The sequence below is a fragment of the Algicola sagamiensis DSM 14643 genome (assembly GCF_000374485.1).
In the GTDB taxonomy this organism is placed as follows: Bacteria; Pseudomonadota; Gammaproteobacteria; order Enterobacterales; family Alteromonadaceae; genus Algicola; species Algicola sagamiensis.
This window is the reverse complement of the sequence record NZ_KB894494.1, coordinates 214221-228503: the sequence shown is the minus strand read 5'-3', so window position 1 is coordinate 228503 and position 14283 is coordinate 214221. Positions and strand designations below refer to the sequence as shown.

Below are 14283 nucleotides of genomic sequence, written 5' to 3'. Positions count from 1 at the left end.
GTTTTCAGAAGGTAAAGGAGTCGTTGAAGATACAGGGTGAAAATGATTAAGATGGATTGTGCCAGAGACTATCAGACTCGAATGTGTAAAGGTAAAGCATCACGCAGCTACAGTTACTGATAATGATGCTGGCAAAGAACTGAAAACCAGATTCAAAAGAAGGGAATTCCAGCAGCTTCAAGCCAATGATCATCATCCGGATCACGACGAACACCGCACCCATAAAAATCAAAAACCATATCTTTTGGTTGAGAAAACGCAAGCTAAATATGTAACAAAGACAGCCAATCGTAGACATGACAAAAAGGAGAAGCATGCTCTGTTCTTCGAACGTGAAAGCGCGATCACCAGCTGCGATAATATTAGAAATTGAGAGATAAACACATGGAATTAATGAAAAAAGCCAAAGGAGGCGGATTCTTTGAAAATCAACAAGCTGTGGGACTATATTTATTTTAAGCATAACGACAACCCATGATACACAACTGAAGCGACATAACGATTCAGAAAAACTTGGTGGATTCTACCTGAATGAAGTTGAACGGAAGATGAATGGACTGTGAAGCAATGAATTTTTATTCGTCATCGGTTTCTTCCCAAATAGAATGTGATTCAAATGCATAGAGCCAAAGGAGAATGAAATGGATGAAAATTGATAAGAACCACCATTTATATTTATATCATGTGGAACTTTCACTGATTTGTCATTATGCGTGAACTTGAAAAGGGTTAAGACTTACCAAGTTGCTCCCAATTCCTCAGATAAACATCAAGCTTACGCATTTCTTTTGCTGTGAATTGCTCTTTTTTGAGTGCCTGGATCTGCTCTTGTTTCTCTAATTCACTCAAATAGTCACTCGATTGCGTTTTTTGAATTTGTTGGTGGATAGCTTTTACCCGGGATTGCCAGTTTGCTCGTTTTTTATGAAGTTGTTGCAAGCGAGCTGTGGCCTGGACACCATATTGGTCTTCAATTTCATCAATATTATTATCAAAATTGGAACCTTTCATGTGTTCATGCAAGTTGGCCATTTGGCGGGAAGGTTGAATGGCTTTACGCATATCTTCTGGGAGTTTTTCGATATGCTGTGTGAGTAGTTCCCGTTTTTGCGAGGGGCCAAGGCTGGGATCCTGAGCAAGTCTTAGTCGCTCTAAGGCATAGCGATCATATTCGTCGTCCTCTTTAAAAAATGCGGCATAGACTTCAGGTGAAAAATGTTGCATTCGTAATTGTTTAATTTGATCAAGTTGATCAGCAATCATTCGAAGGTTTTGCTCGGTGCCAATGACTGGGTGTTGATGGTAGGAGGCTAAATCATGCTTATAATTCAGGTATTGATCAAACAGCTTTTTTAAGCGATATGCGGCTTTGGGGGAAAGTTGATGGCGTGTGACATATTCCGAGAGTAGCTTTTTGATGTGACTCAGATCATGTGGATCCGATAAAGAAATGAGATGATCAAAAAAGTCTTTTAGCTGGCGATTAATCACCAGTTTTCGAAATGCATCCATTTGGACTGCACCATCCATGTTGACCTTATGCTGGGATTTTAATTGTTCTCTTTGTGTGATGGACTGTGGCTTAATTTCCTGTTCAGGCCGATTCACACTTGCATCAGGTTGTTCCGTCCACAGCCACCCGCATAGCAGGAGGCTACTAAGAGTAGCCCCAAGATAAATCCGCTTTCGCATAGCTTACAACCCGTAATTCTTGAGACGATTTGCATGATTGCGATAGATAGTTATCGGGTCCGTTTCAAACAGATCAGACATTCCGAATGAGTGATTGATTTGGTCGAGATGGTTGATATCGTAACTATCGTTGATAACATAACCCAAATGTGAGCTACAGGCAGAAACTAAGCCATCATTTGGTTCACCATTAAATGCAAGTCCTGTGACTTTAAACACATAGTCTATTGGATCAAAGACATTCGTGAATTCAGTGGCACCACTCCAAGAGAAATAGTAAACATTATTTTCTGCAAGCGCCTGTTTTTCGCCACAATATCTTTCTGGTACGCCTTCAGGGTATCTTTGATTAAACGCCAGCGTACCTGGGGTTGTCAATGAGTTAAGCGCATTCACGGAGTCAATCGGTAACTCGCTTGAAGAGCCGGAAAGGAATCGGATTAATTTTCCAACACCATTTGCGACAGCTGCGATGACTGTTTCTGGTAAGCTGTTGGTTGGTATTTTTCGGATTACATCCGCAACAGGTGATCCCCAGTTCACACCGCCAACGGTGGTGACCGATGCAATCATTTCAGGATACATACTAGCCACATATCGCGATGTTGGTCCACCTTGGCTATGGCCAATCAAGTTGACTTTTTCTGCCTGTGTAATGGCGAGGACTTCTTCAACATACTCAGCAAGTTGTGCACCACGTACTTCATGGGAGTTCGCGGCAGAGACTGAAGCAACAAAGACTTTTTGCCCTGCGGCACTACGCTGAATTTCATAAGGAATTTTATAGAAGTAATCGGCACCGAGGATACTATCAAAACCGAATACGCCGTGAACGAGGACGATGGGATATTTTGTCTGTGTATAGTCATCCGCATGACCGAATGACGAACAAACAAGCGCAAGAATCCCAAAGAGTACAGAAAGACTCTTCTTCATGTGATCACCTGTTTAACCCTGTTGTTTTTGTTGTGTTGATGTTCTGTCAGGATTTATTGTTGAGATTCAGTCACTATCGTCCCCACGATAGACGGCTGACAACTGGCCTCTATTTTCCTGATTCAGAAATATTTTTATCGCTTTTATTTTCCACGCTCTAGATAAAAGTCTGAGCGCTAAGGGATCAAACTAGCTGAATATTAGACAAAGTCAATGATATTTATTCAGAAATGTTTCATTTTGGGGCATAAAAAGCCCATTTTGGTGCAAAATGTTGCATGAATATGTCAGTCATATTCACAACTTAGGGAGGTGAATTCATTCTTTAGTGTGAGTTATCTTGTTGTTCTTTGAGCTTCTTCGCCCACTTCAATACTTCGGCGACAGGCTCAAGAAATTCGCTGGGAATATAATCGTCAATTTCGGTTTGAGCGAGCAATCCGCGCGCTAATGGGACATTCTCAATAATCGGGATATCATACTCTCGTGCGAGTTCTTTGATCCGTTTCGCAAGTGTATCCTGTCCTTTGACAGTGATTTTTGGTAAAGGTGCTTCATCTTTGTTATAACGAATGCCGATGGCGACATGGGTTGGATTGGCGACAATCGCGTCACTGTTCTTCACACCCGCAGCTACACCGCCACCGCCTTGCATGAGTTCCTGGTGGAATTGCTTTCGTTTACCTTTGATTTCTGGGTTCCCTTCCGATTCTTTATATTCTTGCTTGATCTCATCTTTGGACATCATCAGCTGTTTCGTATGCTGCTTCTGCTGAAAAACCAGATCAGCGACAGCAATGATCACGAACGCAAAAATCGTATAGATCATGATCTCCATAATCAATTTGCCCATCATGGGGAGGTAGCATTGTTCACCGCATGTGGATAAGTTGAACAATTCCCCCAAATGTGCACGGATAGAGATGTAAATCAAGATTGAAAGTAACAAAATCTTTATGACAGACTTGAGAAATTCGACAAAGTTTTTCATCGAAAATATTTTCTTGGCCCCTTGAATGGGGTCGAGCTTTTTCAACTCTGGTTTGACAGATTCGAAAGAAAGTAATGGCCCAACTTGGGCGAAATTAGAGATGATCCCAACAACCATAACCATGCCAATCAATGGAAGAACAATCGCAATCAAGGCATTCCCCATGCCTTCCATCACCTCTTTGAGTGCGAGATCAAATGGCGCATTGATGAATAAGGTCGGTAAAATGATAATTGCCTTAATTTGCTCGACAATATATGAGCCAAACGCCATAAAGTAGCCGACGATCGCGATGATCAAAGCGGCAGAAACGACCTCTTTACTGTGCGCGACTTGTCCTTTTTTACGGGCATCTCGCAGCTTCTTAGGGGTGGGTTGTTCGGTTTTTTCACTCATAATACATTCTCACTTCTTACTCTTAGACCAGCCAGCCTTGTAAAATCTCAATGAGCCCAGGTCCAAGCTCGGAAGTTTTTTGCCATTGCACTAACAAAAATTTCAAATAAAAAATCAGAAGAAACCCAGCGATCGCACTTTTAATCGGCATTGCTAGGAAAAATACATTCAGTTGCGGTGCAAATCGACTAATCAGTGCCAAGCCAAATTCAGATAAAAACATGGCTATGATGATCGGTCCACCCAGTAAAACAGCAGCAGACATGATGTAATCAAGTTGTCCAAGCATCAACAAAGCCGCTCCATCATTGAATTGTGGAAATGGGCTAAAGATGGGCCAAACGATATAACTTTGATAAATAGCACCAAGTAAGAATAAGAAGCTCCCCCCGACAAAAAAGATGGTGACCACGACTTGGACTAACAAGATCCCAAGCGGTGATGTTTGTGAGCCGGAGAGAGGATTCATGCTGGATGCCATGGTTGCTCCCCTTTGGTTATCAATAAAAAAACCGACTGACTCAATAGCCCAGAATGGGATGGCGGCAATATAACCAAACAAGATACCAATTAAAATTTCTTTAAATAAGACTAATGAGAGCATCGTGGGTGAAAGGTGTGTGATTTGCTCAATTTGATGATTCGCGACTGGAAACATGAAGATGATCAGCGCAAACGCGACACCATTTCGTGTCATCGCACCCCCGAGCATTGACTTTCCTAAAAAAGGCAGGACAGTAAATGCTGCTAACACTCGAGGAACGAGGAAAGCAAATGTAATGATGGCGTGCTCAAACTCTTTAAAGAACATCTATCCCCCGGATATCTTCGATATTTGATCGAAAATAATCTCACTGTAATTGTACAGTTCGACCCCGAGCCATCGGGCTGTCAGGAAAATCGTGATCGTCACCGCAATTAGTTTAATCGCGAATGAGAGCGTCTGTTCTTGGATCTGTGTCAGTGCTTGGATCAAGCTGACCAGTGTACCAACAGCGGACGCTGCGATGATGGGAGGCAAAGAAAGCACCAACACCAGTAACAGCGCTTTTTCAGTAAGATGAATAATTTCTGCTTCGTTCATTGATACGATAACACCAAGCCGTGAATGAGTTTCGCCCACCCGTCGAGCAATACGAACAGGAGGAGTTTAAATGGCAAAGAGATAGTCATCGGCGACACCATCATCATTCCCATTGCTAACAGGATATTTGAAACGATTAAATCAATGACAATAAATGGCAAATAAAGTAAAAAGCCGATTTCGAATGCGCTAGTTAATTCACTGACGACAAATGTTGGAATAAGGATCAGAAAATGATCACCATCGACGGAATTTGCCATTTCTTCAGGCCAGAGTTTTTGTGCAGTATGTAGGAAAAACTGACGTTCTTCCTCGCTTGAATATTTACTGAGAAACTCTCGAAGAGGCTCTGCTGCCTGAATGAGTATTTCCTTGAGTGCAGCGGGATCATCCCATTGTACTGGATTGGCGGTCACGATATCTGCAATCGCGTAACCGACAGGTGCCATGATATAAATACTCAGAATAATCGCTAAGCCATGTAATGCCATATTGGGTGGGATCTGCTGAACACCCAAAGCATTTCGAAGTAAGGACAAAACGACAACAATTTTGACGAATGATGTTAACATCACCGCTAAAAACGGGACTAGCGCCATCAAAGATAGCGCTAGGATCAGGTAAAACGGATCAGGTAAATTCATTCGTCCTCCAATGACCACTGAACGATCCGCGCAGCCAGTCGATCACCGACCTGAACTAGCTCAGCCTGACCAACTGACTTTCCGTTTGCACGGATTGTGACAGGTGCATCGGCTGGGAGTTCTAGCGAAAGGATTTCGCCTTGCTGGAGTGCTTGCAGTTGTTGCAGTGTCATTGTTTTTTGACCCAAATCAAATTGCACCTCGACCGGAAGCTCATCAATTGAAGTCATTGTCTCACCTTCTTGGGTCGGGTCTATGTTGTCAGTTGTCATTGTATTGATCCAGCGCAGTTGATTATTGTGAATAGAAACTAAGCCAATGGCCCGCTGTTTTGCATATAACACAGCTTGGGGTTCGTTCGGCGTATAGAAAGCTTGCTCAATGAGCAAAATATCTGAAGATTTGAGGCGTTTCAGCTCCCCTTGAGAGAGGCTGGTATTCCCGATGCGAATTTGCATTGGAAATGGAAGTGTTGCTGCTGAGTTTGCAGCTCTGTTCGGCCAGTATTTTAGTAATTCAGTCACCCATTGTAGGGCATCTTCATCCACATGAAGTGTGAAACAACCACTGGTATGCTCAAGTTTGATTTGAAAATGGAGTGAATATTCCAGGTCTGGGTTGTGTTCAGACGCTTTACGCGGTGAAACCTTTAGTTCGCTTGTTCCGAGTCGTTCGCTGCATAACTGTACCCAAGGTTCAAACACAGATCGAGAAACGCCTTTTCGAAGTGCATTCGGAAGAAGCTGATATTGTTCTGTATTTGTCAGGGGAGAAAAGAGCACATCAGTCAGTCGCTTTTCTATTTCTATTTCCATGCGGCCATGACCACCAGAGACCTGCCAGAGCATTGCATTATTGGTGGGTTGGCTTGTTTCGAATCCTCGAATGGCTAGCTGATATGACGCTTGCTGCTGATCGGAAAAGGTCAGCTGCCGGTTTAAACGTGTGATCAGATTATTCAGTTGCGCACTGACCGGATGAATTTGTTTTAAGTTAATTGGATGAATGTCCATGTTGCTCCCGTGAGTGCTGGTCCGCGTCAGCAGATTTTGCACTCGCGACCGGTTCGATATTTATTTTTACTTTTGTGATTTGCTGTAAGGACGTCAGAGAACTACTCAGCTGTCCTTGCATTGCCTGGATCATTTGTAATGAATGTGGCGATGCAGTTTGGAATTGTAGCGATAGAACACCACTATCCTTACGCATCATTAGTGTTGTTTCTGGCAATAAGTCTTGCTGAAATTTTAATTCAAGTACAGGTTGTTTACTGAGCTCAGAAACGCCTGCGCGAATATGACTGACGACTTGCTGAACATAATCACTGGGAAGTTTAACTGTAAGACCTGCTTTTTCAGCTTGTGGTGTGACTTTTTCAACAGACGTTTGTTGATGAGGTCCGCCGGTGAGCTGCATCTGTAACAGTTCCGTTGGAGTAAATTCCTTTTTATCCCCCTTGCTTTCTTCACCAGGTTGTTTTTTTTTGTTTTCAAGCTCTTTTTCAAAGCGTTTGACGTCACTCTGCTCAGCAGGTTTTTTAGCACGACTTTGCGCTGCATCAGTATTTGTTGCAGGTTGAGCAGTTGAAATACTCTGGGATGATGGAGACTTCATTCAATAAACTCACTCTATACGTCATATTTGAAAGTTAGTAACTATCGAAGAACGAAAGTTACATAACTCACTCCCGTTTTCGATAACTATCCAGAAATTCATCCATAGCCTGATCTTCGTCAACCTTTGCTTGTTCCTTCAATATCTTCTGATGCTCTTCTTCTAGTAGGTCAAATTTTTCAACTTGTTTTTGTGCATGACCCAATTCTTTTTCGGCTGCTTGGAGCTTTTTAAACGTGTCTGACTTTTCTTTTTCAGCATTGACAATCGCTTGTTCATACTCCGCCGCTTTACTGTACATGAGAGCAACGGACTGGTTGAATTGCTCTAACTCCGGTGAACTCACATGTTGATCGATGAGCTCAGCATAACGACGTTTTTCTTCCTCTTTACACCAAATTTTATAGTCTTCTAGTGCTTTTTTCGACTCTTCAAGTTTAATATTTGCGAGGTGCAGATTGTGCTGGCAGGATTTAACTGCCTGGCGACAAGTATCCAGCTTTCTCTTTTTAATGTCCTGGATCTGCTTATACATGATCAGATCCTAAGCAACTGCTGTATCGTTTCATCAAAGCTGAACCTTTCGTTTACCCCTTGGCGAAGGAATTGATTAATCGCGTCTATTTTCTGGATGGCCTCATCAGCTTCAGGGTCTGCGCCACGCTTGTATTCGCCGATTTTAATCAGTAGTTCATTCTCTTTGTATTTTGCAATCATCGTTCGTAAGCGACCACATGCGGCAAGATGATCTTGCTCTACAATTGCATTCATTACACGGCTGGCACTGGCCATGATATCAATTGCAGGGTAATGGTTTTGAGCTGCCAGTTGGCGGGATAGAATTATATGCCCATCAAGAATTGAACGGGTTTCGTCAGCAACTGGTTCTGTCATATCATCACCTTCGACGAGGACTGTGTACAGTGCTGTGATAGAGCCTTTGTCATTGTTACCTGTTCGTTCCATCAGCTTGGGTAATGTTGCGAATACAGAAGGTGGATAACCACGACGTGTGGGCGGCTCGCCAGCTGCAAGGCCAATTTCACGCAGTGCACGAGCAAATCGAGTGACTGAGTCCATCAGTAGCAATACTTTTTTGCCCTGGTCACGAAAATACTCGCCAATTGCTGTCGCAACATAAGCCGCTTTAGCACGTTCCATTGAGCTTTTATCGGATGTTGCTACGACGAGAACAGACTTTTTCATGCCTTCTGGACCAAGTTCGTGTTCAATGAACTCTCGAACTTCACGGCCACGCTCACCAATCAGTGCAATGACAATCACATCTGCATCCGACCCTTTGACTAACATGCCAAGCAGGGTACTTTTACCACCGCCCGCGGCAGCGAAAATACCAAGGCGTTGCCCTTCTCCACATGTTAGGATACCATCAATCGCTTTGACACCAAGGCCAATTGGTTGATCGATGACTTTTCTTGTGACAGGGTCAGGAGCTTCAGCATACACAGGATAATGCGTTTCTACAGTTAGTGGACCTTTCTCGTTGGAATCCATTGGGTTACCCATACCATCAAGAACTCGACCAAGTAAATTGGGACCTACCCCAACTTGATGGGCATGTCCAGAAGGGATCACGAGTGTGTTGGAAGAGATCCCTAACATGTCACCGATTGGTGTCAATAGTGCATCGCGTTGTGAAAAGCCAACGACTTCTGCAAGCCGTTGCTCGGATTCTCCCGGGTTTTGTAAATAACAAAACTCACCGATCTGTACACCGGGTACAGATGCTTTAATGATGGTTCCGACGACTCGTGTCACTCGGCCTCGAGCTTTTAATAGCCGAGTGCTTTCAATTGTCTGAGCGATAATTTCCGGGATATAGTTTAGATGCTCCATAGAACTCCTGAAGTGTGAAAAAGTAATTCTTACCATCAGCATCAATAATGCGTTGGTCTTAAAATTATACAGAGTAAGGTGGGGATTTTGTCTACTACCTTTTCGATATTTTCTATTTTCAGAAAAAAAAAGGGCAAAGTGCAACTAAATTTATTGATACGTTACCCATCAGTAAGTGTAATTTTTAATAAATGGCTTGATGGCGTAACCACTGCACTAAGTGATTGTCAGACTAGGCCTGAGGAGTTGGTGAAGACAATGGGTGACTTATTACATACCGTTGGCGGTGGACAATCTCAGTCCAACCATGTCGATGCGGATAAAGCTGCAAAACAAAATTCTGGTGTACTCAATAATCAGACGGTAACACAGCATGTGAATACCCGTTCGCTCATTGAATCGGCAAGCGAAGAGCTGACGATGAAAATGAGCGAAACAGCTGAAAAAGAATTTGGTAAACGCGAGTTAAAGTCAGGTCATGCAAAAAACAAGATGGTAGAACAGGTCGAGTTCTATTTGAAGCAGGTTGCAGGTCGAGAAAAGCAACAAAAGCTTGCGCAGTTTGTCAAAGAGCTGCAACAACAGAAGAATTCTAACGCCCGACAGATATTAGATTGGGTAAAAAACTTTTCGAATGACCCGAGTGATCAGTTTGCAGCGCTTGAAGCGCTAGAAAAAACGCTGAAAAACAAAGGTGATGAGGTAACAGCACAAACAATTCGAAAGGCAAAAGAAAACCTGCTAGCTGCTGAAGAAAGTGCAGTTAAGGCTGGTATTAATGTCGTTGATGTTGGTGCTGCATTTGAAAAGGCAGAAAATCCATTAGGTACTGCAGAGTCCCTGCGTTCTTTCTATCGTGATTCTGTATTGGATTATGGTGGTTTTGTTGATACCTATAAACGAATTTATTCAGAATATGGGAAAGAGAAGTTCGAATCAGCAGTTGATTTCTTACTAAAAGGTTTAAGTGCTGATATGTCTTCGAATGGCCCATCAATGAGTAAAGAGAAATTACAAGCTGTTGTGACAGATTTAACAACAGTAAGATTACTGAAAGGAATGCATGAGCGATGTGATCGAGTGATTGGTCGGATCCAGTCAGCAGAGCTGAACTTGCCACAAAAAGACGGCTTGGAATTGATGAACGCGACAGTTTCTTTACTTGGGCAACAGTGGTTATCGGAAGACCGTGTGCGTGATTATGCTCGCCCATTTTGTGGCACGAATAAAACAGCAGAGGTACTCTTTACTCAAGAGCTAAAAGAAATGTTTAGAGAGTTACCTGAGCATAAGGTATTTAATGATCTGGATGCTCGGATGCAAATAATACAAACGATTCAAGATGCTTTGGACGTAGCTATATATGAAGAAGAAGATGAGTATGACGGATCATGATAGACACATGCTGCAGGAAACAGTAAAAAAGTACTTTGCAACGATAGGTTTGTCTATCGAAGATGACTTCCACAATCAAACTTTAATGTTTGAAACTGGAAGACAAATGACATTTGAGATTGTAGATACAGGGTTGGCGATTACGTTACGTGATCCCCAACCTGCGTATCAAAGTATCACCCATCTGGAACAAATGTTATACCAAAGTCATTTTCATCAAAATCCACACCCTATGCTTATGCCAGGATGGCATGGACAGGATGGCCTAACTTTGACCGTATTGTTGTCGAGGCTGGACGTAACACTGCCGATGTTAGAGAATGTCATATCTCGCATGAATCAGTGTTTTGAGAACTTGGAAGAGGGCTAATGGGCTTATTAGAAATTAATCTAAATAAAGATGGTAATTGTATGGTTGTTTCTTTGAATGGACGCTTAGATGCAACATCTTCGGAAAAATTAAGTAATGAATTGACAGAGTCAATCGACCAAGGGGAGCGTAAAATAATACTTGCGTGTGATGACCTAGAATATATTAGTAGTGCAGGATTACGTGTTCTTTTAATGGCAGTGAAAGATTTGAATGCGCGAGCTGGAAATTTAGTGATTGCGAATGCGAGCTCAACAGTTCGTTCCGTAATTGAGATGACTGGGTTTCAACGCTTTTTGAAATTATATGACTCCATTGATATAGCAAAAGGCGAGTTAAACCTTTCCTAGAGATTAAACAAAAAGCAGCACATACTTCAGAGATGAAATATGTGCTTAATTGTATGAGTTGGGCCCAATAAGGTAGCGTTGAGCATGAGTGATATCAGAATAGCTCCCCAGACGAGCAGAGGTATTCAGTATACAGAAACTGATGGAATGCCATCGCTTTATCCTGAAGAAAAAAGCTTTGAACCAAGTGGGGAGGCTGTCAGTAATCATCTGGCGGATTTATTTCCTCTAAACCCACAAGACCAAGAACTGATGAAAAGTTTAGTTCCTACTTTAGCTTCTCTTCGTCAAGCAACACCATCTAACTTCCATCAGTCCATGGTTGCAACGCTAGAATGGCTGGATGAGGGAAAGTCTCAAGCACTTGATGAAAATCAAAAGACACTATTCGAGAAAGCCCGAGGATTGGTTGAAGACTTACAACAAAACCAGCATATATTGCACAGCTACCGACAGTTATTAGTAAAGGGGTAATTCATGGCTTTGACACCCCGCTCCTGGTGCTCGGATTGGATGAAATTGGTAAGCCACTTATATCTGCAAGTGGATAAGGTGGAAGACGCAAAAACATTATTAGAAGCATTGCGTCACCTGCAAACGGATGATTTAGAGTGCTTGCGGATGTTGGCATTTGTTTATCTTAAGACGAACGATGTGGATCAGGCATATAAAATTGTTCACCAGATCCGTCAGCTGCCGGAGTTCTCAGAAGATCACTGGCCATTTATTCACTTGTTGGAAAGCCGGATCCATCTCGCTCGGGATGAAAAAGATCTTGCGGCTATTTCTTTAAAGCGATTTGTTAGAATGCGGAGTATTGATGAGCTTACAGGTAGTTAATTCCTTTGCCTCACGATTGAGTCAAAGAAAAGACATTATTCTCGCAATCTTGTTGATTGCAATCGTCTTTATGATGATCCTGCCATTGCCTACGGCATTGGTTGACGTTCTCATTGGAACCAACATGGGGCTATCTGTCATCCTGCTCATGTTGGCCGTCTATATTACGACGCCGTTGGAGTTTTCCTCTTTCCCTGCGGTTTTGCTCTTAACCACACTATTTCGTTTAGCGTTATCCATTACGACAACCCGGCTGATTCTCCTTCAAGCAGATGCGGGACAAATTGTCACGACATTCGGTAACTTCGTTGTTGGGGGTAATCTGATCGTTGGTATCGTTATTTTCTTAATTATCACTATCGTTCAATTCTTAGTGATTACCAAAGGCTCAGAACGTGTTGCTGAAGTAAGTGCTCGCTTCTCACTGGATGCGATGCCAGGTAAGCAAATGAGTATTGATGGTGATATGCGTGCGGGCGTTATCGATATGGAAGAAGCTCGCAAACGCCGGAATGTGATTGAAAAAGAAAGTCAGCTATACGGCTCGATGGACGGAGCAATGAAGTTCGTAAAAGGAGATGCGATAGCTGGCTTGATCATTATCCTTGTGAATATCATTGGTGGAATTAGTATCGGTATCACACAGCGTGGTTTATCAGCAGGAGAGGCACTGGAAATTTATACAATCCTGACCATTGGTGATGGTTTGATCTCGCAGATCCCTGCACTACTCATTTCAATCACTGCCGGATTTATCGTTACACGTGTGACACAGGAAGACTCCCAGGATCTTGGTTCGGATATTGGAGGCCAGTTATTATCAAAACCAAAGGCGTTGCTGATTGGTGGTGCCATTTTATTCTTCTTTGCGATGATCCCTGGTTTCCCTAAAATTACTTTTATATCTCTTGCACTTCTGGCAGGAGGAACGGGTTTTTACCTTCTTCGCCAGGAAGGCGCATCCAATATTGATGTGGATATGCCTGATGATATGCCTGCAATGGCCCCTGCAAGCCAAGCAGGCCAAAAAACAGGAGCGATTGAAGAAGCTGATGAGTTTTCAATGACTGTTCCGCTCATGATAGATGTTTCTATAGACTGTGAAGCTTATTTGAGTCGTCAGCAATTAAATGATGAACTGTTTCGTGTTCGACGTGCCCTTTACTTAGATCTTGGCGTCCCATTTCCAGGAATGCACTTGCGCTTTAATCATCAATTAATGGCCGACGAATATGTGATTATGCTGCATGAAATTCCGATTGCAAGAGGGCGTTTCCGTCCGGAAAGTTTACTTGTCATTGGTCAACAACAATCACTTTCTGTTTTGGACGTCAATCAACAAGCGGATAGTAAAGCATTTCCTGCGCATCAATGCCATTGGGTGAGTATGGACCAGCAAGCAATGCTGGATCGTGCTGCGGTTAGCTATTTAACTCCGGTACAAATGCTGTCTTATCACTTATCTCTGGTCTTGAAAAAATACTCTGAAGACTTTATTGGTATACAAGAAACGCGTTACCTAATGGAGAAAATGGAAGGTAAGTTTAGTGAATTAACACGTGAAGCACAACGCGTTGTGCCATTACAAAAGATTACAGAAATTTTTCAACGGCTTGTTTCTGAAGATATTTCGATAAGAAACTTACGTGCAATTTTGGAGTCTTTGGTTGAATGGGGACCGAAAGAAAAAGACACCGTAATGTTGGTGGAATATATTCGAGGGAGCTTGCGTCGTCAAATTAGTTACAAATTTAGTAACGGACAGAATATACTACCTGCTTATTTACTCGATCACACAACCGAAGATATGATTAGGAATGGAATAAGACAGACGTCGTCGGGAGCTTATCTTGCACTCGATCCCTCAACGACGAATCAATTTGTTCTTGCTGTAAAGCAAACCGTTGGAAACTTGGGTGATATGTCATCGAAACCAGTATTACTGGCATCAATGGATATTCGTCGATATGTTCGGAAATTACTTGAGATGGAAATATATGAACTTTCAGTTCTTTCACATCAGGAATTAACTCAAGAGATTACAATCCAACCATTAGGAAAAATTGGATTATGATCAAATAAGGATTTCGAGGGCGGAAGTCGATAAGCCTTTG

Annotated in this window: 17 protein-coding genes; 7 read left to right on the top strand and 10 right to left on the bottom strand. The window is 42.5% G+C overall.

Annotated elements, in window-relative coordinates; all coding sequences use genetic code 11:
* Positions 1-58 precede the first annotated feature (58 nt).
* Positions 59-373, top strand: a complete 315-nt coding sequence (locus C505_RS24280; RefSeq protein ID WP_157368922.1) for a hypothetical protein — start codon at positions 59-61, stop codon at positions 371-373.
* A 356-nt stretch (positions 374-729) separates the two neighbouring features.
* Here the strand turns inward: C505_RS24280 and C505_RS0108715 are convergent, their stop codons facing one another.
* The 10 genes from C505_RS0108715 to sctN all read right to left on the bottom strand — a co-directional run bounded on the left by C505_RS0108715 (position 730) and on the right by sctN (position 9214).
* Positions 730-1692 (bottom strand): lipase secretion chaperone, encoded by a 963-nt coding sequence (locus C505_RS0108715; RefSeq protein ID WP_018692220.1) that lies wholly within the window; start codon positions 1690-1692, stop codon positions 730-732.
* Positions 1693-1695: 3 nt separating this feature from the next.
* Complete coding sequence (locus C505_RS0108710) at positions 1696-2628, bottom strand: lipase family alpha/beta hydrolase (RefSeq protein WP_018692219.1); 933 nt, start codon at positions 2626-2628, stop codon at positions 1696-1698.
* Between the two features lie 325 nt (positions 2629-2953).
* A complete protein-coding gene (gene sctU, locus C505_RS0108705) occupies positions 2954-4015 on the bottom strand; it encodes a type III secretion system export apparatus subunit SctU (RefSeq protein WP_018692218.1) in 1062 nt (353 codons plus the stop codon).
* Positions 4016-4037: 22 nt separating this feature from the next.
* On the bottom strand, positions 4038-4826 hold the full coding sequence (gene sctT, locus C505_RS0108700; protein WP_018692217.1) for a type III secretion system export apparatus subunit SctT: 789 nt from the start codon (positions 4824-4826) through the stop codon (positions 4038-4040).
* Positions 4827-5099, bottom strand: coding sequence for a type III secretion system export apparatus subunit SctS (sctS, locus tag C505_RS0108695; protein ID WP_018692216.1), 273 nt, complete (start codon positions 5097-5099; stop codon positions 4827-4829).
* Positions 5096-5743, bottom strand: coding sequence for a type III secretion system export apparatus subunit SctR (gene sctR / locus C505_RS0108690; RefSeq protein ID WP_018692215.1), 648 nt, complete (start codon positions 5741-5743; stop codon positions 5096-5098). The genes sctS and sctR overlap by 4 nt, the downstream gene beginning before the upstream one ends.
* On the bottom strand, positions 5740-6756 hold the full coding sequence (sctQ, locus tag C505_RS23595) for a type III secretion system cytoplasmic ring protein SctQ (protein ID WP_018692214.1): 1017 nt from the start codon (positions 6754-6756) through the stop codon (positions 5740-5742). The genes sctR and sctQ overlap by 4 nt, the downstream gene beginning before the upstream one ends.
* On the bottom strand, positions 6737-7357 hold the full coding sequence (locus tag C505_RS0108680; RefSeq protein ID WP_018692213.1) for a type III secretion HpaP family protein: 621 nt from the start codon (positions 7355-7357) through the stop codon (positions 6737-6739). The genes sctQ and C505_RS0108680 overlap by 20 nt, the downstream gene beginning before the upstream one ends.
* A gap of 67 nt (positions 7358-7424) precedes the next feature.
* On the bottom strand, positions 7425-7892 hold the full coding sequence (sctO, locus tag C505_RS0108675) for a type III secretion system stalk subunit SctO (RefSeq protein ID WP_018692212.1): 468 nt from the start codon (positions 7890-7892) through the stop codon (positions 7425-7427).
* A gap of 2 nt (positions 7893-7894) precedes the next feature.
* Entirely contained in the window at positions 7895-9214 is a 1320-nt protein-coding gene (gene sctN / locus C505_RS0108670; RefSeq protein ID WP_018692211.1) for a type III secretion system ATPase SctN, read from the bottom strand.
* Positions 9215-9472: 258 nt separating this feature from the next.
* Here sctN and sctW point away from each other — a divergent pair, with 258 nt between their 5' ends.
* The 6 genes from sctW (at position 9473) to sctV (ending at position 14243) form a co-directional block, all read left to right on the top strand.
* Positions 9473-10609: a type III secretion system gatekeeper subunit SctW gene (sctW, locus tag C505_RS0108665; RefSeq protein ID WP_018692210.1), complete on the top strand. Its 1137-nt coding sequence runs from the start codon at positions 9473-9475 to the stop codon at positions 10607-10609.
* Positions 10590-10979, top strand: coding sequence for a type III secretion system chaperone family protein (locus C505_RS0108660; protein ID WP_018692209.1), 390 nt, complete (start codon positions 10590-10592; stop codon positions 10977-10979). The genes sctW and C505_RS0108660 overlap by 20 nt, the downstream gene beginning before the upstream one ends.
* A complete protein-coding gene (locus C505_RS0108655) occupies positions 10979-11329 on the top strand; it encodes an STAS domain-containing protein (RefSeq protein ID WP_018692208.1) in 351 nt (116 codons plus the stop codon). The genes C505_RS0108660 and C505_RS0108655 overlap by 1 nt, the downstream gene beginning before the upstream one ends.
* Before the next feature lie 84 nt (positions 11330-11413).
* Entirely contained in the window at positions 11414-11803 is a 390-nt protein-coding gene (sctX, locus tag C505_RS0108650; protein ID WP_018692207.1) for a type III secretion apparatus assembly protein SctX, read from the top strand.
* A gap of 3 nt (positions 11804-11806) precedes the next feature.
* Positions 11807-12169: a type III secretion apparatus assembly chaperone SctY gene (gene sctY / locus C505_RS0108645; protein ID WP_018692206.1), complete on the top strand. Its 363-nt coding sequence runs from the start codon at positions 11807-11809 to the stop codon at positions 12167-12169.
* Positions 12150-14243: a type III secretion system export apparatus subunit SctV gene (sctV, locus tag C505_RS0108640; RefSeq protein WP_018692205.1), complete on the top strand. Its 2094-nt coding sequence runs from the start codon at positions 12150-12152 to the stop codon at positions 14241-14243. The genes sctY and sctV overlap by 20 nt, the downstream gene beginning before the upstream one ends.
* The last annotated feature ends 40 nt before the right edge of the window (positions 14244-14283 follow it).